This is a genomic window from Celeribacter neptunius (assembly GCF_900113955.1).
Taxonomy (GTDB): Bacteria; Pseudomonadota; Alphaproteobacteria; order Rhodobacterales; family Rhodobacteraceae; genus Celeribacter; species Celeribacter neptunius.
This window is the reverse complement of sequence record NZ_FORH01000001.1, coordinates 959,412-977,587: the sequence shown is the minus strand read 5'-3', so window position 1 is coordinate 977,587 and position 18,176 is coordinate 959,412. Positions and strand designations below refer to the sequence as shown.

Annotated in this window: 19 protein-coding genes and 1 tRNA gene; 19 read left to right on the top strand and 1 reads right to left on the bottom strand. The window is 61.3% G+C overall.

Annotated elements, in window-relative coordinates; translation table 11 throughout:
- Positions 1-12 precede the first annotated feature (12 nt).
- The 15 genes from sufB (at position 13) to BM151_RS04715 (ending at position 11,957) form a co-directional block, all read left to right on the top strand.
- Positions 13-1,554, top strand: a complete 1,542-nt coding sequence (gene sufB / locus BM151_RS04785) for a Fe-S cluster assembly protein SufB (RefSeq protein WP_090058273.1) — start codon at positions 13-15, stop codon at positions 1,552-1,554.
- Positions 1,554-1,799: a hypothetical protein gene (locus tag BM151_RS04780; RefSeq protein WP_090058269.1), complete on the top strand. Its 246-nt coding sequence runs from the start codon at positions 1,554-1,556 to the stop codon at positions 1,797-1,799. Before sufB ends, BM151_RS04780 begins: the two co-directional genes overlap by 1 nt.
- Positions 1,796-2,107, top strand: a complete 312-nt coding sequence (locus tag BM151_RS04775; RefSeq protein WP_090058266.1) for a heavy metal-binding domain-containing protein — start codon at positions 1,796-1,798, stop codon at positions 2,105-2,107. Before BM151_RS04780 ends, BM151_RS04775 begins: the two co-directional genes overlap by 4 nt.
- Before the next feature lie 10 nt (positions 2,108-2,117).
- Positions 2,118-2,330: a hypothetical protein gene (locus tag BM151_RS04770; protein ID WP_090059199.1), complete on the top strand. Its 213-nt coding sequence runs from the start codon at positions 2,118-2,120 to the stop codon at positions 2,328-2,330.
- A gap of 13 nt (positions 2,331-2,343) precedes the next feature.
- Positions 2,344-2,967 carry a hypothetical protein gene (locus BM151_RS04765; protein WP_090058262.1) on the top strand — a complete coding sequence of 208 codons (624 nt, stop codon included), beginning with the start codon at positions 2,344-2,346 and terminating at the stop codon, positions 2,965-2,967.
- A gap of 117 nt (positions 2,968-3,084) precedes the next feature.
- On the top strand, positions 3,085-3,633 hold the full coding sequence (locus BM151_RS04760) for a hypothetical protein (protein WP_090058259.1): 549 nt from the start codon (positions 3,085-3,087) through the stop codon (positions 3,631-3,633).
- 153 nt (positions 3,634-3,786) lie between these two features.
- Positions 3,787-4,056 carry a hypothetical protein gene (locus BM151_RS04755; RefSeq protein ID WP_143093037.1) on the top strand — a complete coding sequence of 90 codons (270 nt, stop codon included), beginning with the start codon at positions 3,787-3,789 and terminating at the stop codon, positions 4,054-4,056.
- A gap of 162 nt (positions 4,057-4,218) precedes the next feature.
- Positions 4,219-4,980, top strand: coding sequence for a Fe-S cluster assembly ATPase SufC (gene sufC, locus BM151_RS04750; RefSeq protein WP_090058253.1), 762 nt, complete (start codon positions 4,219-4,221; stop codon positions 4,978-4,980).
- Entirely contained in the window at positions 4,980-6,281 is a 1,302-nt protein-coding gene (sufD, locus tag BM151_RS04745; protein WP_090058249.1) for a Fe-S cluster assembly protein SufD, read from the top strand. Before sufC ends, sufD begins: the two co-directional genes overlap by 1 nt.
- Positions 6,282-6,289: 8 nt before the next feature.
- The gene (locus tag BM151_RS04740; protein ID WP_090058246.1) at positions 6,290-6,805 is read left to right on the top strand and encodes a YIP1 family protein; all 516 of its coding nucleotides are present in this window, start codon (positions 6,290-6,292) and stop codon (positions 6,803-6,805) included.
- Position 6,806: 1 nt separating this feature from the next.
- Positions 6,807-8,024, top strand: coding sequence for a cysteine desulfurase (locus BM151_RS04735; RefSeq protein WP_090058243.1), 1,218 nt, complete (start codon positions 6,807-6,809; stop codon positions 8,022-8,024).
- Between the two features lie 94 nt (positions 8,025-8,118).
- The gene (locus BM151_RS04730) at positions 8,119-8,613 is read left to right on the top strand and encodes a hypothetical protein (protein WP_090058239.1); all 495 of its coding nucleotides are present in this window, start codon (positions 8,119-8,121) and stop codon (positions 8,611-8,613) included.
- Between the two features lie 83 nt (positions 8,614-8,696).
- A tRNA-Arg gene (locus tag BM151_RS04725) sits at positions 8,697-8,773 on the top strand.
- 863 nt (positions 8,774-9,636) lie between these two features.
- Positions 9,637-11,286, top strand: coding sequence for a tetrathionate reductase family octaheme c-type cytochrome (locus BM151_RS04720; RefSeq protein WP_177213021.1), 1,650 nt, complete (start codon positions 9,637-9,639; stop codon positions 11,284-11,286).
- Complete coding sequence (locus BM151_RS04715; protein ID WP_090058230.1) at positions 11,286-11,957, top strand: cytochrome b/b6 domain-containing protein; 672 nt, start codon at positions 11,286-11,288, stop codon at positions 11,955-11,957. The genes BM151_RS04720 and BM151_RS04715 overlap by 1 nt, the downstream gene beginning before the upstream one ends.
- Positions 11,958-12,403: 446 nt before the next feature.
- On the opposite strand, the gene mepK is transcribed toward BM151_RS04715, so the two are convergent.
- Positions 12,404-12,973: a peptidoglycan L,D-endopeptidase MepK gene (gene mepK / locus BM151_RS04710; protein ID WP_090058227.1), complete on the bottom strand. Its 570-nt coding sequence runs from the start codon at positions 12,971-12,973 to the stop codon at positions 12,404-12,406.
- 733 nt (positions 12,974-13,706) lie between these two features.
- Here mepK and BM151_RS04705 point away from each other — a divergent pair.
- The 4 genes from BM151_RS04705 to BM151_RS04690 all read left to right on the top strand — a co-directional run bounded on the left by BM151_RS04705 (position 13,707) and on the right by BM151_RS04690 (position 18,155).
- Complete coding sequence (locus BM151_RS04705; protein ID WP_090058224.1) at positions 13,707-15,356, top strand: L,D-transpeptidase family protein; 1,650 nt, start codon at positions 13,707-13,709, stop codon at positions 15,354-15,356.
- 136 nt (positions 15,357-15,492) lie between these two features.
- Positions 15,493-16,554 carry a UDP-3-O-(3-hydroxymyristoyl)glucosamine N-acyltransferase gene (gene lpxD, locus BM151_RS04700; RefSeq protein ID WP_090058220.1) on the top strand — a complete coding sequence of 354 codons (1,062 nt, stop codon included), beginning with the start codon at positions 15,493-15,495 and terminating at the stop codon, positions 16,552-16,554.
- A gap of 126 nt (positions 16,555-16,680) precedes the next feature.
- Positions 16,681-16,947, top strand: coding sequence for an acyl carrier protein (locus tag BM151_RS04695; RefSeq protein WP_090058217.1), 267 nt, complete (start codon positions 16,681-16,683; stop codon positions 16,945-16,947).
- Positions 16,944-18,155, top strand: coding sequence for a beta-ketoacyl-[acyl-carrier-protein] synthase family protein (locus tag BM151_RS04690; RefSeq protein ID WP_090058213.1), 1,212 nt, complete (start codon positions 16,944-16,946; stop codon positions 18,153-18,155). The genes BM151_RS04695 and BM151_RS04690 overlap by 4 nt, the downstream gene beginning before the upstream one ends.
- Positions 18,156-18,176: the final 21 nt, after the last annotated feature.

Here is an 18,176-nt window from a genome sequence, read left to right as displayed (position 1 = left end):
AGGAGTGATCCCATGGTGGATGACGTACAGTTGAAAGATCAGGTGAAGGAAGGCGTCGAGGAAGAGACCGTCGCCGCCGTTCAGGCCCTGGCCGGCAAGTATAAATACGGCTGGGACACCGAGATCGAGATGGATTACGCGCCGAAAGGCCTCTCCGAGGACATCGTGCGGCTGATCTCGGCCAAGAACGAAGAGCCGGAATGGATGACCGAATGGCGGCTCGAGGCCTATCGCCGCTGGCTCACGCTCGAGGAACCCGATTGGGCGATGATCGATTACCCGGAAATCGATTTTCAGGACCAGTATTACTATGCCCGTCCGAAATCGATGGAGCACAAGCCGAAGTCGCTGGACGAGGTCGACCCGAAACTCCTCGCAACCTACGAAAAACTCGGCATTTCGCTGAAGGAACAGATGATCCTTGCCGGTGTCGAGGGCGCGGGCGACGTGCCGGCCGATGGCGACAACTCGGAGCGCAAAGTGGCCGTGGATGCGGTGTTCGATAGCGTTTCCGTCGGCACGACCTTCAAGAAGGAACTTGAGAAAGCCGGGGTGATCTTCTGCTCGATCTCGGAAGCGATCAAGGATCACCCGGAGCTGGTGAAGAAATACCTCGCCTCCGTGGTGCCGATCTCCGACAATTACTATGCGACGCTGAACTCGGCGGTCTTCTCCGACGGCTCCTTTGTCTATATCCCGCCGAACACCCGCTGCCCGATGGAACTGTCGACCTATTTCCGCATCAACGCGGAAAACACCGGCCAGTTCGAACGCACGCTGATCATCGCCGACAAGGGCAGCTATGTGTCCTATCTCGAAGGCTGCACCGCGCCCCAGCGCGACACCGCGCAGCTCCATGCCGCCGTGGTGGAAATCATCATCGAGGAAGACGCCGAGGTGAAATACTCGACGGTGCAGAACTGGTTCCCCGGCGACGAAGAGGGCAAGGGCGGCATCTATAACTTTGTCACCAAACGCGCCGATTGCCGTGGCGACCGGGCCAAGGTGATGTGGACCCAGGTCGAGACCGGCTCCTCCGTCACCTGGAAATACCCGTCCTGTATCCTGCGCGGCGACGATGCCCAGGGTGAGTTCTACTCGATCGCCATCACCAACAATCATCAGCAGGCCGATACTGGCACCAAGATGATCCACTTGGGCAAGAACACCCGCTCGCGCATCGTGTCGAAGGGTATCTCGGCGGGCGTGGCGCAGAACACCTATCGCGGTCAGGTCTCGATGCACCCGAAAGCGAAGAATTCGCGCAATTACACGCAGTGTGACAGCTTGCTGATCGGTGACAAATGCGGCGCCCATACCGTGCCTTACATCGAGGTGAAGAACAATTCTTCGCGCGTCGAACACGAGGCCACCACGTCGAAGGTGGATGACGAGCAAATGTTCTACTGCCGCCAGCGTGGTATGGACGAAGAAGAGGCCGTCGCCCTGATCGTCAACGGCTTCGCCAAGGAAGTGCTGCAAGCCCTGCCGATGGAATTCGCCATGGAAGCACAGCAACTGGTGGCGATCTCGCTCGAGGGGTCCGTGGGCTGATGATGATCGCCTCTGATCATGAAAGCGATGCGCCGGAGATTTCTGGGATGATCGGTGGCAGCCTGCGGGTGAAACCGGGCGCCAAAACCGTGATCTCGGCGGTGATCAATCGCGATCTGATCCTCGCCCCGGGCGTCGCGGCGGAGCTGACCGGCATGGTGCAGCGCGATGTCTATCTCAATGGCGGTACGCTGACCGGCAAAGGGCTGATCGGCGGAAAGATCCTCAAGGAGGGCAAATCATGATTGTCACCACCACACCCAATGTCGAAGGCCGCTCTATCGCGACCTACCACGGGATCGTCACCGGCGAGGCGATCATGGGGGCAAACATTGTCCGGGATCTCTTCGCCCAGGTCACCGATATCATCGGTGGGCGTGCCGGCTCCTATGAATCCAAGCTCGCAGAAGGCCGTGACACCGCGCTGAGCGAGATGGAGGACAAGGCCCGGGCCATGGGCGCCAATGCCGTCGTCGGCGTCGATCTCGATTACGAGGTGATCGGCCAGATGCTCATGGTCTCCGCCTCCGGCACCGCCGTGACACTCGCCTAAGGACCAGATGATGCGTTTTGATCTCTTTCCCGTCTTTCTCGCACAATCCGCCGGCATCGGCCTTGGCGTCTTTATCGGCGTCTTCATCGGTCTGGTGATCCGGGTCAAGAACGGCAAACGCGAGGGGCTGATCATGAACTCCGTGGCGGCCACCGCCTTTCTCGCCTCGGTCGCGGCGCTGGTGATCTCCGCTGCGATCAGACTTGTCACCTTCTCCGGCTGAAACACAGACACAGATGACCACGGTCCAGACACATATCCCCGCATTCGGTCCCGACGGGCCGGAACTGACCTTCCCGGAGGAGGTCAGGGATTTCGTCTGTGCCGCATATGATGCGGCCAATGTGATCGTCGAATATGGCTCCGGCGGTTCGACCGCCTATGGCGCGGCGCAGGCGGGCAAGGTGCTCTATTCCGTCGAGGGCGACAAGGCCTGGCACGCGGCCATGCAGGCGCATTTCGACACCCATCCGCCCAAGGCCGATCTCCATCTCATCCATGCCGATATCGGTCAGACCGGCGATTGGTCCTGGCCCAAGGGCAACGGCAAATGGCACCGCTACCCGGATTACTGTTTCGGGATCTGGCAGCGCGCGGATCTGATCGCGCCGGATCTGGTGTTGATCGACGGGCGGTTCCGCCCCGGCTGTTTCTTTGCCACCTGGGCCTCGATCAACCGGCCGACCCGGGTGCTCCTGGATGACTATGTCGGGCGCGAGGAGAAATACGGGGTGATCGAGGAATTCGTCCGCCCGAGCGCCTTTCACGGCCGCATGGCCGTGTTCGAGCTCAGCCCGCGCGACAGCTTCCCGGCCAGCGCGCTTTATACGCTTTTGAAGACATTTCAGGGGAAGGCATGATGGCTGATTTCACCACCTTCTCCAGCGCCGCGCAGATTGCCCGGAAGGGGCTGCCCGAATTTTGCCACGATAGCATGGTAAACATCGGGCTTACGCACCAGTATCACGGGTTTCAAAATGCAACAGCGTCAGGACTTTCTGGATCGCCTGAACCGCGTCTCCTACGCGCCTCAGAACGGGATGCAAATCATCGGGCCGGCGGAGACACGCGCGGCCGGACGCAACCGACGGTTGGCGGAAATGCTCGCACGGCAGAGCCGTTCCTACCGCAATTCGCTCAACCAGTCGCGGCTGAAGCTGACGGAAATCCTGTCCTTTGTGATCGCCTTTGGCATGGGGGGCATGGCCGCTCTGATCGCCCGGGCGCTCAGGTTTCAGATCACCGGCAATGTGGCGCAGATGACCGGCGACTTCGATCTCGCGCTCGACGTGATCTTTGCGGTGGCCGTGGCGTTCTTGTTGCGCGAGGCGGTGTCGCTTTCGGCGGTCAAACGCATGGGCACGCAATTCGCCGGCATCCTGCTGGCCATCGTGACCATGCACAATGTCGTCTACGAAATGCCGGACCTGTTCTCCAAGCTCTTTTCTCCGGAATGGGTGCAGCATGTGCGCGCCACGACGGAGCCCGGCACGCTGTATTTTCGTGGCGAGAGCTATCATATCTGATCCCGTCTGCGGGGCGCATCGGCGGGGCCGGAAAAGCTAACGCTACGTCATCCGTTTCGACCCCGAGAATGTCCCGGAGCTGCCACGATCTTTCCCTTTTTGGGGAAGAGCTTGCATCTGGCAAAGAGGCAGAACAGCGGCGGGGACAGGGTGATGAAACATACGCAAATGGAGCAGTTCGCGGAGCGGATCAACCGGATCGAACGCGGCGGGCCCAACACCTTTGCCACCGTCTACACCGGGCTGCAGGAGACCGCGACGCCGCGCAGCAAACGCGTCTCCGGTGTCACGCATCTCTCCAAAACCGCCGAGGACCCGCAATCGGCGCGCAACCTGCTGCGTCAGGGCGTCCGATCAGCGCTGTTGAGGCTTGCGGTGGCGGGAGCCACGCTGGCCCTGTTTCTCACGTTTTTCGCGGGTTGAGCGAAGCTTTTTATCCAAAGCTTCAACAACCCTCCACACACATCGGCGCTGAGCTGAACGTCTTTGGGCGTTCGGCTGGCGCCATTTCACATATCACCAACGCACTGATGCCTGCCGGGACCAAACGCCCGCGCGGGTTCTATTCCGTGAAAGGACAATAATATGTTGGAAATCAAAAGCCTCCACGTCAAACTTGAAGAAGAAGGCAAGCAGATCCTCAAAGGGGTCGATCTCAAGGTCGGCCCGGGCGAGGTACATGCGATCATGGGGCCGAATGGCTCCGGCAAATCCACCACCTCCTATGTGCTTTCCGGCCGCGACGGCTACGAAGTCACCGAGGGCGAGGTGCTGATGGATGGCCAAGACATTCTCGAGCTCGAGCCCGAGGAGCGCGCCGCCGCCGGTCTGTTCCTGGCCTTCCAATACCCGGTCGAGATCCCGGGTGTGTCGAACATGACCTTCCTGCGCACCGCGGTGAACGCCCAGCGCAAGGCCCGCGGCGAGGAAGAACTCTCGGCCACTGATTTCCTGAAACTGGTGCGCGAAAAGGCCAAGAGCCTGAAGATCGATGCCGACATGCTGAAACGCCCGGTCAACATGGGCTTCTCCGGCGGCGAGAAGAAGCGCAACGAGATCCTGCAAATGGCCATGCTCGAGCCGAAGCTCTGCATCCTCGACGAGACCGATTCCGGGCTCGATGTCGATGCGATGAAACTGGTGTCCGAAGGCGTCAACGCGCTGCGCGACGGCAAACGGTCCTTCGTGGTGATTACCCACTATCAGCGCCTCTTGGACCACATCAAACCGGATGTCGTGCACATCATGTCCAATGGCCGGATCATCAAGACCGGCGGGCCTGAGCTGGCGCTCGAGGTCGAGCACAACGGCTATGCCGATCTGCTGGCCGAGGTGGAGAACGCCTGATGAAACGTGCCGAATTGAAACAACGCAAACTGGACACGACCGCCACCCGCGTCGACGCCATGAGCCTTCCGACCGGGGCACCCTGGGCCGAGGCGCTGCGTCAGGATGCGCTCACGCGGCTTCTGGCCATGGGCCTGCCGCAGGGGCGTGACGAATATTGGCGCTGGACCCGTCCGGACAGCCTGATCGCCGAGACGCCCACGCCCGCCGAAGTTTTCGTGGCCGAGGAGGCGCCGGTGTTTTCCGGTATCGACCGGCTGAAACTGGTGTTTGTCGACGGTGTCTTCGATGCCGAGGCCTCTGACGCGCTCGAGGGTGAGAACCTCGAGATCATGCGGCTCTCCGACGCGCTTTCTGCCGATATCCACTGGGCGAAAGACGCTTACGGCGTGCAGGAGAAAAAGGCGCAAGATCCGGTCGAACGTCCGCTCGCCACGCTCAACACCGCTTTTGCCACCGATGGCGTGGTGATCCGCGCCACGGGTAAGGTCGCCAAGCCCGTCTCGCTGGTCTATCTGCATCAGAGCGAGAGCTCCGATGCGGTGCTGCACCATGTGGTGCGGGTCGAGGAGGGCGCCGATCTCACCGTGCTCGAAAACGGTCCCGCCGCCGCGCGGTTCAACAAGGTGATGGAGGTCGAAGTCTCTGACAAGGCCGCCTTCCACCATGTCCGGGCCCAGGGCCGCGATCATGAACGCCGCGCGGTGACGCATCTCTTTGCCACGGTCGGGCAGGAGGCGTCGTTCAAGAGCTTCACCATGACCGCCAATGGTGTGCTGACCCGCAACGAGGTCGTGATCGACATCATGGGGGACGATTCCATCGCCCATGTCGCCGGCGCGGCGATGGGGGATGGCGATTTCCATCACGATGACACGGTGTTCATCACCCATGACGCGGAGCGCTGCGAAAGCCGTCAGGTGTTCAAGAAAGTCCTGCGCAATGGCGCCAAAGGTATTTTCCAGGGCAAGATCCTCGTGAAACCCGGCGCACAAAAGACCGATGGCTATCAGATCAGCCAGGGCTTGCTGCTTGATGATGACAGCCAGTTCCTCGCCAAGCCGGAGCTCGAGATCTACGCCGATGACGTGGCCTGTTCGCATGGCTCGACGGTGGGGGCGATCGACGATGAGGCGCTGTTCTACCTGCGCTCGCGTGGTGTGCCGGCGGCGGATGCCACCGATCTTCTGACGCTGGCCTTCCTCGCGGAAGCCATCGAAGAGATCGAGAACCCGGAGATCGCCGAAGACATCCTGCATCGTCTCGAAGGCTGGCTGATGCGCCGCCGGGCCGCAGGCTAAGCCCGGTCATGGGAGTGGTCACCGATATCGTCCGGAGCTACCGCGCCCCACGTGTGGTGCTTCGGCATCGTCTCGGCGCAGGCGAGAACGAGGGCGGGGCCTTGGTCACGCTGATCCTCGCCTGCGGGTTGATTTTCGTGGCGCAATGGCCGCGGCTCTCGCGGCTTGCCTTCGAGACCGGCCGGGAGGTGCAGATGCTGATGGGGGCGACGCTGCTGAGCTGGCTCTTCATCATGCCGCTGATCTTCTACATCCTCGCCGGTGTGATCGGCCTTGCCCTGCGCCTGACCGGCAGTGCGGCGACCGGGTATGAGACCCGTCTGGCGCTGTTCTGGGGTCTGCTCTGTGCTGCGCCCCTGTGGCTGCTCTGGGGGCTGACGGCCGGCTTTGTCGGTCCCGGTCCGACCACCTCGCTCGTGGGCGCGCTGGCGCTCCTCGTGTTGATCCTCTTCTGGGGCATCAACCTCTCCGAAGTCGCCAGGCCGGCCGCGGCCAAGCCCGAAGTTTCCAAGAAAGAGACCTGACATGTTTGATGTCGCTGCCATCCGGGCCGATTTCCCGATCCTCTCACGCCAGGTCAACGGCCAGCCGCTGACCTATCTCGACAATGGCGCCTCGGCGCAGAAGCCGCAGGTGGTGATCGATGCGATCACCAAGGCCTATTCCGAGGAATACGCCAATGTGCACCGTGGCCTTCATTACCTGTCCAATCTGGCGACCGACAAATACGAGAGCGTGCGGGCCAAGGTGGCGCGGTTCCTGAACGCGGGCCATGAGGATGAGATCGTCTTTACCTCCGGCACCACCGAGGGGATCAATCTCGTGTCCTACGGCTGGGCCGCGCCGCTGTTGCAGCCGGGCGATGAGATCCTGCTCTCTGTTCTGGAGCATCACGCCAATATCGTGCCGTGGAATTTCCTGCGCGAACGTCAGGGCGTGGTGATCAAATGGGTCGATTGTGCCCCCGATGGATCGCTCGATCCGCAGGCGGTGATTGATGCCATGGGACCGAAGACCAAACTGGTCGCGATCACCCAGATGTCCAACGTCACCGGCACGCGCGTCGATGTGAAATCGATCTGCACCGCCGCCCGCGAACGTGGCATCGCCACGCTGGTCGATGGCTCGCAGGCCGCGGTACATGGCCCGGTGGATGTGCAGGACATCGGGTGCGATTTCTATCCGATCACCGGGCACAAGCTCTACGGGCCGTCCGGCTCCGGTGCGATCTATATCCGGGCCGAGCGTCAGGCCGAGATGCGGCCGTTCCTGGGCGGTGGCGACATGATCGACACGGTCACCAAGGATGAGGTGAGCTACGCGAAAGCGCCACTGAAATTCGAAGCCGGCACGCCGGGGATCGTCCAGACCATCGGCATGGGGGTGGCGCTCGATTACCTGATGGAGATCGGCATGGAGACCATCGCCGCCCATGAGGCCCGTCTCACCGCCTATGCCACGGAACGGCTGCAGGGGCTGAACTGGCTCAATGTGCAGGGGACGGCGCCGGGCAAGGGCGCGATCTTCTCCTTCACCATGGAAGGGGCACATGCCCATGACATTTCGACGGTTCTGGACAAGAAGGGCGTCGCCGTGCGCGCCGGCTCGCATTGTGCCATGCCGCTGATGCAGCATCTGGGGGTCACTGCCACCTGCCGGGCATCTTTCGCCATGTACAACACCGAGGAAGAGGTGGACCGTCTGGTCGAGGCACTCGAACTCTGCCGAGAATTCTTCGGCTGAGATCGCGCCGCCCGGGCGTCAATTCCCTCCCGGCCTTGTCAGACCCGGTATCGCCATGTCACCCTGAGAGCATCCGAAGTGTTTGGAGGTGATTATGGTGAACAGTGTCTTTCGGAATGCGAAGCGGGCAGGGCTGGCGGGGCTGTTCGGCGCGGCGGCTTTTGCGTCGGCGGCGGAGATCCAGCCCAAAACCGGTCTCTGGCAGGGGCAGGCCGAGCTTCTCGGCCAGAGCGGCTGCCCGCCGGATCTGGTGGCGCAGATGTCGGAGGCTTTCGCGCGTGAGGCCGGATATGGACCGAAACATATCGCCTTTCCCGCGCCCTTTGAGCCGGAGAGCCTGGCAGGTGATTTTACCTGGACGCAGCTCGGTGAAAACCTGTGGCGGGCGGAGTTTCAGGACATCAAGGACAGTGCCATGGGGGCGCTGGTGACGGATCATCAGATCGATCTCAAGGTGCTCTCGGAAACGGAGCTCGAACAGGTCTCATCGCTTCGGGTCACCTTTCCGCCAGCTCTGGCGAAGATGCTCGCGACCGATGCGCCCTGCGCGGTCAATACCCGGGTCATCCATCGCTATGCCGGTCCCTGAACCAAAGGGGGCGGATGCGCGAAAACCGATTGCACGCCCCTTTTGCATGGCCTATAGACGTCTCACCTGAAACATCAGGTTGCGCACCTTTAGCTCAGCTGGATAGAGCGCTGCCCTCCGAAGGCAGAGGCCAGAGGTTCGAATCCTCTAAGGTGCGCCATTTCCCCTTTCTGCCAATGCCCCATAGGTTTGCACAGTTCGGCCGTTTTCCTGCGCAGCCCCTGTCGCGCCTATTTGTTGGGGACCCGGGAAATCGAAACCCAGGTCAACCTGGCTGAATAGGCCTGAGACGGATTGCATAAAGCTGCCGTTGGCGGTCGGCGCCGCGAAGGGCGGGAGCGAGGCCTTTGGGGACATTCAGAACTTAGCACCTCGTGCGGAATCAAGGCCTCAGGCCGCCGCACATCGCTGACGCGTCCCGCGCGGCGGCGATTTTGTCTGGGAAGCGCAACGTGTTGAACTTCTTCGGATTTGAATGAGATAAAGTGAGAAGCACGCAGGTCAGGATCGCCACCGCCCGCGTCATCGACGTGCGGCTTGCGCCAAATACTCAAACGTCTGCTATGTCCCGCGGAGCGGCCAATCTCGACCGACATGACGAATGTCCTCAAATATCCGATCTGAGCATGCATATGTACGCGGTGTGCAAGGTTATGTCCCTGTCAAAAAACGATCGCCATTAAGCTACTGTTTGTAAGCCGTTTTCACCAGCTGAACAAAATCGGATCTGAAGGGCCCGCAAGCTTGTGGGACATGGGCACTTCGATATTGCTCAGACGTTTGCCCCGACGGGCGCCTAGTGTCATCGGTCCGGTCCGCTCGGGTCCGGTGAGGGCAGGGCGCGCCGCGACGTTGCTGGCGTAGCATGCTGGCGGAACATGCCGGCGCAACATAATGTCGCGGTCAAGCGGATTCCAAAGATGTATTTGCGATAGATCAATGCTCGCATTGCCGTGATGGCATTCAAGTAAGTGAATGCAATATGCGCGCGGAGTCCATCCTGCGTGCATTCGGGAGGACATCATGCACGCCAGACGCCATTTCGCCGCGCTCGCCAGCATCGCCATCGGGCTTACCGCCTTTCCCGCGTTCGCGCAGGAAAGTGCCGCCCCGATGGTGCCGGGCAGCGGCTCGACCGCCGATCACTCGAAATTCGAGATCCTGCAAAAGCAATTCACCTCCGGCCCGGAGGTGACCGAGGCCTGTCTCAGCTGTCACACCGAGGCCGACGATCAGGTGATGCATTCGATCCATTTCGAATGGGAATTCGAGAATGGCGCCACCGGTCAGGTGCTTGGCAAATCCAAGGTGATCAACGCGTTTTGCGGCAATGTCGCCGGCAATGAGCCGCGCTGTACCTCGTGCCACGCGGGCTATGGCTGGGACGACATGGCGAGCCCGCCGCCGCAACAATCCTCGGCGGTCGATTGTCTCGTCTGTCACGACCAATCCGGGCAATATGCCAAGCTCGCCACCGGGGCAGGGCACCCGCCTCTGGGCGAGGTGCCGGGCGAGCCGGTGAAGGGCCAGACCATCACCGGCGAACCGGCCTGGGCGGTCGATCTGATGAAATCGGCGCAAAGCGTGGGCATGCCGACCCGCGACAATTGTGGCCAGTGCCATTTCTACGGTGGCGGCGGCGACAATGTGAAACACGGCGATCTCAGCTCCGCGCTCTATGATCCGGACATCCACACCGATGTGCATATGTCGAAAGACGGCGCCAATATGGTCTGTTCCGATTGCCATACGGAAGACAGCCACAACTGGGCCGGCTCGCGCTATCTGCTGGATGCCAAGGATGAGATCGGGCTGGGCCATCCGGGCGAGGAGCGGTTCACCGCCTCCTGCGAGAGCTGCCACAGCACCGCGCCGCATGAAGGCTCGCTGATGTCGATCAAGCTCAACGATCACACGGACAAGGTGGCCTGCCAGACCTGTCACATCCCGGAATTCGCCCGCGGCGGCGTGGCGACCAAGACCTGGTGGGACTGGTCGACGGCGGGACGTCTCAATGAGGTCGGGCAACCGATCGCCGAGCATAATTTCACCCAGAGCGACGGCAAGGAGCTTCATACCTATCTCTCGACCAAGGGCGATTTCGACTGGGGCGAGAACGTCACCCCGTATTACGCCTGGTTCAACGGCGCGGTGGAATACACCCTGCCGGAAGAAGAAATCGATCCGAGCCAGGTGGTCGAGATCAACAAGGTCCTGGGCACGCCCGATGGCGACGACAGCCGGATCTGGCCGTTCAAACGCATGGAGGGGCGTCAATCCTATGACGCCGGCAACAACAAGCTGGCCTACAGCCATGTCTGGGGCCCGACGACCGACACCGCGTTCTGGACCAATTTCGATTGGGGCAAGGCGATCGAGGCGGGGATGAAGGCCGCGGGATCGGAGTATTCCGGCGAATACGGTTTCATCGACACTTACATGTACTGGCCGATCACCCATATGGTTGCGCCGGCGTCCGAGGCGATGGATTGCGTCGAATGCCATGCCGAGGATGGCCGTCTCGTCGGGCTTGCCGGCGTGGTGATGCCGGGGACCAACCCGAATTCCATCGTCGGACGGCTGGGACAGATCCTGGTGCTGCTGACCGCGCTTGGCGTCATCGGACACGGTGCCCTGCGTCTGATCGCCGGTAAAAAAGGAGGGCATTCGTGATGGGGAAACGTCTCGTCAAAGTCTATCCGCGTTTTGAGCGTCTCTGGCACTGGACCCAGGTCCTGCTGATCATGGTGCTGATGTTCACCGGGCTCAGGGTCAGCGGCGTGCATACGCTGATCCCCTTCGGCCCGGCGGTGATGCTGCACACGCTGGCGGCGCTGGCGCTGCTGGTGGTCTGGATCTTTGCCACGTTCTGGCTCTTCACCACCGGGGTCTGGCGGCAATTCCTGCCCAAGGTCGAGGGCATGCTCGCCACCGCGCGCTATTACGCCTTCGGCATCTTCAAGGGCGAGGAGCCGCCCTATAAGAAACAGTACTGGCGCAAGCACAACCCGCTTCAGGCCGCGACTTACTTTGGTCTGAAATGGTTTGTCTTCCCGGCGATCTGGGTCTCGGGCATCATCTACCTGAGCTATAATTTCTGGGACAGCGGCTCGGACAGCACAGTCGTGCTCGAAGTGGTGCGCAACATCCACCTCCTGGCCGCCTATGTGGTCATGGCCTTCGTCATCGCCCATGTCTATCTGCTGACCACCGGCCACGGGTTCCGTGAACATGTGAAGCCGATGGTGACGGGCTATGAAGAAATCGATCTGACCCCCGAACAGGAAGCCTATTTCGAGGCCAATACCCCGGATCGGTTGAAACCGCTGGAGCCAGCGGAATAGGGCGCCGCAATGGAATGAAAGCCGGACTGGCGTCCCGAGGTATTCGGGGCGCCATTTCTTTGTCTGGACAGACATGCAGACCGTGTTCGGATGTTTTGAGCCCTTGGGGGATATTGGCGTTCTGGGCGCGGAACAAGGCCGAAGGCCGCCGCGCCTGCGCCTGCCCGTCCCGGCGGGCTGGCGCATTGGAGCCGCGCGATGACCTCACATCTTAGATGTATTTGACACCATAAAGTGCATCGCACATTTGTCAGAGCGCCACCCCACGGGCAGGCTTGTCACGGCTCTGCGCAAAACCTCCAATGGCAGCAAAGTCCCGCAAAGCGAACTTTCCAAATCGGTTTCCTGGCACCGCCGAGATCGACATGAAAAAGCCGCCCTCAAACGGGGCGGCTGATGTCTCAGACCGTCGGGATAGGTCCTGTGCCGTGGCGCCGGGCTTGGCCTCAGCCGTTCCAGGTGCGGACGACGCCGCAATCCATATGCACGAAGTTGGAGCCGCGATAGGTGCCCACGCCACCGGCAGAGCAGGATTTCGCGGCCGAGGCCATCTGATAGATCGAACGCGATTTGAGCCGCAGGTCGGCGGCCTGTGCCTTCATGTGCAGCGAGTTTTTCGCCACACCCGAAGAGCGGGCACGCAGCATTGCATTGGTTTCCGGCGAGCGGTAGCCGGAGAGCAGCATATAGGGCTCATCCGTTTCCATCAGACGGTGCGCGGCGGTCATGATGTCGACCGTGCGCGCATCTACGGCCTTCAGTTTCGAGTTGCGCCAGTCGCGGAAGAAATAGGTGACTTCCTTCAGTGCCTCGGGGATATATTCGCCATCGACCCAGTAGATCGTGTCAATGCTTTCGCCGGTGCGGCCCGAATACATGGAAATCCGCCGGACATCGCCAGAGCCACGCAGGAAACCTGCGGCATTGGCATAGACTGGTGCTGCACTGATGGCTGTTGCTGCAAAGCCGCGCAAAACTCCGCGGCGTGAAATCACGCTCGTTGCGTTATTCGTCATACTCTCAAGCGTCCCGTCGCTTACCTGTTCCCGCCTCATGCGGTGATTGATTTCTGCGCCGCTTCTCGCGGCATTCTTAACCAAGTCTCCGACTTCACTTTGACCGAAAACCGGCGATTGTCCTAGCATTTTTCGCATATCAGAGCGTCCGATATGGAAAAATCTGCGGCCTCAGCGCCAAATCTCGTTTCGGCAGCCTGACCTGCCTTGCGGTGCGGGGATCGTGAATTTTTTCGCCGGCAAAATCGCAAACAACATGTGCGATCCGGGCCGTGATCCTTGCCCCAGTCAAATGTGAGATGTCGGAAACACCTCTTAAACACGGCAACGCGCCATGTGTGGCAGGTTATGGCATATTGTGATTCTTCGGCCAAGACACGGATTCGCCCGAGACCTGAGGGAGCGGTAAAATCGGCAGGTTCTTGCGCAAAATGGTAGGTGAAACCTTACCAATGGCGGGATTTCGACCATTTTTACCGAAATTCGCCTGAGTTTTCAGGGGGTGGAGGGGGCACGTTTCGGCGCGTTCTTGCCGGTTCCTGCTCGGCAGAGGTGCCGGTTTGCGGCAAATCCGCGTTGGCAATTTAAGGGGAAAAACGGCGCGTGTTCCCCTTCGGCGTCACCTGTTGTGCAATTGGCACAGAGCAGGGCTTGCGTATTCTTCCCCCTGACGTCGGTCGAAGAAACTCTATATCTTGGGGGAATGACTGCAGCATATCTTTCGAGGACCGACATGTTTGTTTCCCCGGCTTCCCGGTTTGCCACGGGCGCGCGCCGCTCGCTTTCGCCGTTCAAGGCCGCCATGCTGGCGCTCAGCCTCTCGCTTGGCAGCGTTCCTGCCGTGATCGCCCCGGCCCCGGCTGCGGCACAGGAGGTCAGCGCGTTCATGCAGGCCGTGGCGGAAGCCGCGTCCTCGTCGAAAACCCTGTCCGAATATTATCGCGCCACCGGCTACAAGCCGATCTTCGCCGACAATTCCGCCCGCGCCAAGGCGCGCCGTCAGGCTTTGCTGCGCGCTGTTCAGGCGGCGCCGGAAAAGGGGCTTGCGCCCTATGACACCACGCTTCTGGAGGCCAACCTGCGCGCGATCAAATCCGATCGTGACCTCGGTCGCGCCGAAGTGGCCATGGCCAAGCTGTTTCTCGATTATGCCCGCGATATCCAGACCGGCCAGCTCGTGCCTTCGCGCATCGACAGCGGGCTGGTGCGCCAGGTGCCCTATCGTGATGCGCTGCAGACGCTCACCAATTTCGTGAAATCCTCGCCCGCGGCCTATCTGCGCCAGCTGGAGCCGACCTCGCCGGAATATGCCCGGTTGCTGAAGGAAAAGGCCAAGCTCGAACGCGTGCTGGGGCAGGGCGGCTGGGGCCAGGAGGTGCCGGGCAAGAAATACGAACCCGGCCAGTCCGGCAATGGTGTGATCATCCTGCGCAACCGGCTGATGGCCATGGGCTACCTGCCGCGCAGCGCCACCACCAGCTATGACGCCAAAATGCAGAAAGCCGTTCAGCTGTTTCAGATGCAGCACGGCCTGACCGCCGATGGGGTGGCCGGTCCCTCGACGATCGAAGAGCTCAACGTCAGCCCGGAAAAGCGTCTGGCCTCGATCCTCGTGGCGCTGGAGCGCGAGCGCTGGATCAACATGCCGCTGGGCAAACGCCATATCTGGGTCAACCTGACCGATTTCTCGGCCAAGATCGTCGACAGTGGTCGGGTCACCTTCGAGACCCGCTCCGTCGTGGGGATGAACCAGAGCGATCGCCGCAGCCCGGAATTCTCCGACGAGATGGAGCATATGGTCATCAACCCGACCTGGAACGTGCCACGCTCCATCGCGGTGAAAGAATACCTGCCGATGATGAAGAAGAACCCGAATGCCGCCGGCCATCTGCGCCTCGTCGACAGCCGGGGCCGCACGGTGAACCGCGCCAATGTGGATTTCTCGCAATACACCACATCCAGCTTCCCCTTCGCGCTGAAACAGCCGCCGTCGAACCGCAACGCGCTCGGGTTGGTGAAGTTCATGTTCCCGAACAAGTACAATATCTACCTGCATGACACGCCGTCGAAATCGCTGTTCGGGCGCGAGGTCCGGGCCTTCTCGCATGGCTGTATCCGCCTGCAACAGCCCTTCGACTTTGCCTATGCGCTTCTGGCGAAACAGACCAACGATCCGGTTGGCGTGTTCCAGGCGCATCTGAAGACCGGCCAGGAAAGCGTGATCGAGCTGGAACAGCATGTGCCGGTGCATCTCGTTTACCGCACCGCCGTGACCCAGCCGAAAGGCGGCATGGAATATCGTCGCGATATCTATGGCCGTGACGCCAAGATCTGGGCGGCCCTTCAGAAGAGCGGTGTGCAGCTGCGCGCCATCGGCGGGTGACCCGCACGGCTGAAACGCTCACGCGACTGAAACAGAATTACAATATCAAGGCGCCGGGGAGAGATCCTTCGGCGCCCTTGCTTTTCAAAGCCGGTGAAAGCGCTTATGTCTCTCGGCAGGACTTCTGGAGACTGACATGAGCATCACCATTGCGGAACTTGCCACGCGACTGAACGCGCCGTTCGAGGGCAACGGGGAGGTTATCGTCTCCGGCGCGGCGGAGCCGCAGGACGCCGGCGCGACGGATCTCGCGCTGGCGATGGATCCACGTTTTGCCCCGAATATCGCCAAGGGAGAGGCCCGCGCGGCCGTGCTCTGGCAGGGCGCCGACTGGGCCGGGCTCGGGCTCGAGGCCGCCATTCTGGTGAGCCGCGGCCGTCTCGCCATGGCCGGCATTACCGCGAGTTTCGACGCCGGGCTGGGCCTTGAGCCTGGGGTTCATCCAACGGCGGTGATCGATCCTTCCGCCGAGATCGGCGAGGGCGCCGCCATCGGGCCGCTGGTGGTGATCGGCAAGGGGGCGAAGATCGGCAAGAATGCCCGGATCGCGCAACATGTCTCGATCGGCGCCCATGTCAGAATCGGCGATGACGCGCTGATCCATGCCGGGGTGAAAATCGGTGCCGGGGCCACGATCGGCGATCGGCTGATTGCCCAGCCGGGCGGGGTCGTCGGCGCCGACGGGTTCTCTTTCGTCACCGCCGAGAAATCCGCCGTCGAAGAAGCGCGCGAGAGCCTGGGCGAAACCGTCGAGGCGGAGGGCCAGGCCTGGCTCCGCATCGCCTCGATCGGCTCCGTGGTGATCGGCGATGACGTGGAGTTGGGTGCCAATGTCACCATCGATCAGGGGACTATTCGGGCGACGCGGATCGGCGACGGCACCAAGCTCGATAATCAGGTGCATATCGGCCATAATGTCGTGGTCGGTCGGCATTGTCTCTTGTGCGGTCAGGTCGGGGTGGCGGGCTCCACCGTGATCGGAGATTTCTGCGTCATGGGCGGTCAGGCCGGGGCTGCGGACAATCTCAAGATCGGTGCCGGCGCCATCATCGGCGCGGGCACGGGCGTGCTCTCGAACGTGCCCAAGGGCAAGGCGATGATGGGCTATCCGGCGGTGGCGATGCAGACCCATGTCGAGATGTACAAGGCGCTGAGGCGCCTGCCGCGGGTGATGAGCAAGCTGATCAAGGCGGACTGAGCCGTCGCTGATACGCGAGATCTGAGGGATCGCTGCGTCATTTGATATGATAAGGTTACAAAAACCTGTTTTCTCGGCAGGCAATTCAGACTAAATCAGGCGCGAGATTGGATCGGAGGGGCAGGAATGTCGCAGGACGTGAAAGAGAAAATCATTGAGATCATCGCGGAACAGGCGGTTCTGGACCCGGCGGATGTGTCGCTTGAGCAATCTCTCGAAGAGCTGGGCATCGACAGTCTCGGCCTGGTGGAAAGCATTTTCGCCATCGAAGAAGCTTTCGACATTTCCGTGCCGTTCAATGCCAACGAACCCGATCAATCGGATTTCGACATTTCTTCCGTCTCGGCCATCGTGAAAGCGGTCGAAGGGCTGATTGCAGACCAGAAAGCATGAAACGCGTCGTAATCACCGGTGCCGGCACGGTCAATGCGCTCGGTCTTGACGTTGCCTCGACGCTCGCGGGCTTTGCCGAGGGCAAGAATGGCATTTCCGAGCTGAATTTCCGCGATGTCGATCGTCTGGCGATCAAGATCGGCGGGCAGATCCATGATTGGGACGCCGAAGGCCGGTTCAACCGCCAGCAGATGGCGCTCTATGACCGTTTCACGCAATTCACTCTGGTGGCCGCGCAACAGGCGATCGGTCAGTCGGGGCTCGAATTCGTGGGCGAGCTGGCGCTCCGCTCCGGTGTCGTGCTCGGCACCTCGGGCGGTGGTCTGACCACCCAGGACGACAATTACCGCATGGTCTATGAAGAGGGGAAGAACCGGGTTCACCCCTTTGTCGTGCCGAAACTGATGAACAATGCCGCGACCAGCCATGTGTCGATGGAATACAACCTCAAGGGCCCGTGTTTCACCGTCTCCACCGCTTGCGCCAGTTCGAACCATGCCATGGGGCAGGCCTTCAACATGGTGCGCCACGGGGTGGCGACGGCCATGGTGACGGGCGGCTCCGAATCCATGCTGTGTTTCGGCGGGGTGAAAGCCTGGGAAGGTCTGCGCGTGATGTCGAAGGACGCCTGCCGTCCGTTCTCTATGAACCGCAACGGCATGGTGCAGGGCGAGGGCGCCGCCGTTTTCGTGTTCGAAGACTATGAGCACGCCAAGGCGCGCGGCGCGGAGATCCTTGCCGAAGTGATCGGTTTCGCCATGACCTCGGACGCCTCCGACATTGTCATGCCCTCGAAACAGGGCGCGGCGCGGGCGATTTCCGGCGCCATGCAGGACGCGCGGATCAACGCTTCCGATGTGGGCTATATCAACGCCCACGGCACCGGCACCGCCGCCAATGACAAGACCGAATGCGCCGCCGTGGCGGATGCTCTGGGCGCGCATGCGGATGACATCATGATCTCGTCGACGAAATCGATGCATGGTCACCTGATCGGCGGCACCGGCGCGGTGGAGCTTCTGGCCTGTATCATGGCCTTGCGCGACGGCATTATCGCGCCGACGATCAATTACGAAGAGGCGGACCCGGAATGCGCGCTCGATGTGGTGCCCAATGAGGCGCGCGATGCCAATGTCGATGTGGTGCTCTCCAACGCCTTCGCCTTTGGCGGGCTGAACGCGGTTCTGGCGCTGCGCAAGGCGCCGTGATCGAAACGGGGCTGTGAGCCC

Coding starts and splice junctions, on each gene's coding strand:
- sufB (WP_090058273.1), top strand. CDS start 13: ATGGTGGATGACGTACAGTTGAAAGATCAGGTGAAGGAAGGCGTCGAG.
- BM151_RS04780 (WP_090058269.1), top strand. CDS start 1,554: ATGATGATCGCCTCTGATCATGAAAGCGATGCGCCGGAGATTTCTGGG.
- BM151_RS04775 (WP_090058266.1), top strand. CDS start 1,796: ATGATTGTCACCACCACACCCAATGTCGAAGGCCGCTCTATCGCGACC.
- BM151_RS04770 (WP_090059199.1), top strand. CDS start 2,118: ATGCGTTTTGATCTCTTTCCCGTCTTTCTCGCACAATCCGCCGGCATC.
- BM151_RS04765 (WP_090058262.1), top strand. CDS start 2,344: ATGACCACGGTCCAGACACATATCCCCGCATTCGGTCCCGACGGGCCG.
- BM151_RS04760 (WP_090058259.1), top strand. CDS start 3,085: ATGCAACAGCGTCAGGACTTTCTGGATCGCCTGAACCGCGTCTCCTAC.
- BM151_RS04755 (WP_143093037.1), top strand. CDS start 3,787: ATGAAACATACGCAAATGGAGCAGTTCGCGGAGCGGATCAACCGGATC.
- sufC (WP_090058253.1), top strand. CDS start 4,219: ATGTTGGAAATCAAAAGCCTCCACGTCAAACTTGAAGAAGAAGGCAAG.
- sufD (WP_090058249.1), top strand. CDS start 4,980: ATGAAACGTGCCGAATTGAAACAACGCAAACTGGACACGACCGCCACC.
- BM151_RS04740 (WP_090058246.1), top strand. CDS start 6,290: ATGGGAGTGGTCACCGATATCGTCCGGAGCTACCGCGCCCCACGTGTG.
- BM151_RS04735 (WP_090058243.1), top strand. CDS start 6,807: ATGTTTGATGTCGCTGCCATCCGGGCCGATTTCCCGATCCTCTCACGC.
- BM151_RS04730 (WP_090058239.1), top strand. CDS start 8,119: ATGGTGAACAGTGTCTTTCGGAATGCGAAGCGGGCAGGGCTGGCGGGG.
- BM151_RS04720 (WP_177213021.1), top strand. CDS start 9,637: ATGCACGCCAGACGCCATTTCGCCGCGCTCGCCAGCATCGCCATCGGG.
- BM151_RS04715 (WP_090058230.1), top strand. CDS start 11,286: ATGGGGAAACGTCTCGTCAAAGTCTATCCGCGTTTTGAGCGTCTCTGG.
- mepK (WP_090058227.1), bottom strand. CDS start 12,973: ATGACGAATAACGCAACGAGCGTGATTTCACGCCGCGGAGTTTTGCGC.
- BM151_RS04705 (WP_090058224.1), top strand. CDS start 13,707: ATGTTTGTTTCCCCGGCTTCCCGGTTTGCCACGGGCGCGCGCCGCTCG.
- lpxD (WP_090058220.1), top strand. CDS start 15,493: ATGAGCATCACCATTGCGGAACTTGCCACGCGACTGAACGCGCCGTTC.
- BM151_RS04695 (WP_090058217.1), top strand. CDS start 16,681: ATGTCGCAGGACGTGAAAGAGAAAATCATTGAGATCATCGCGGAACAG.
- BM151_RS04690 (WP_090058213.1), top strand. CDS start 16,944: ATGAAACGCGTCGTAATCACCGGTGCCGGCACGGTCAATGCGCTCGGT.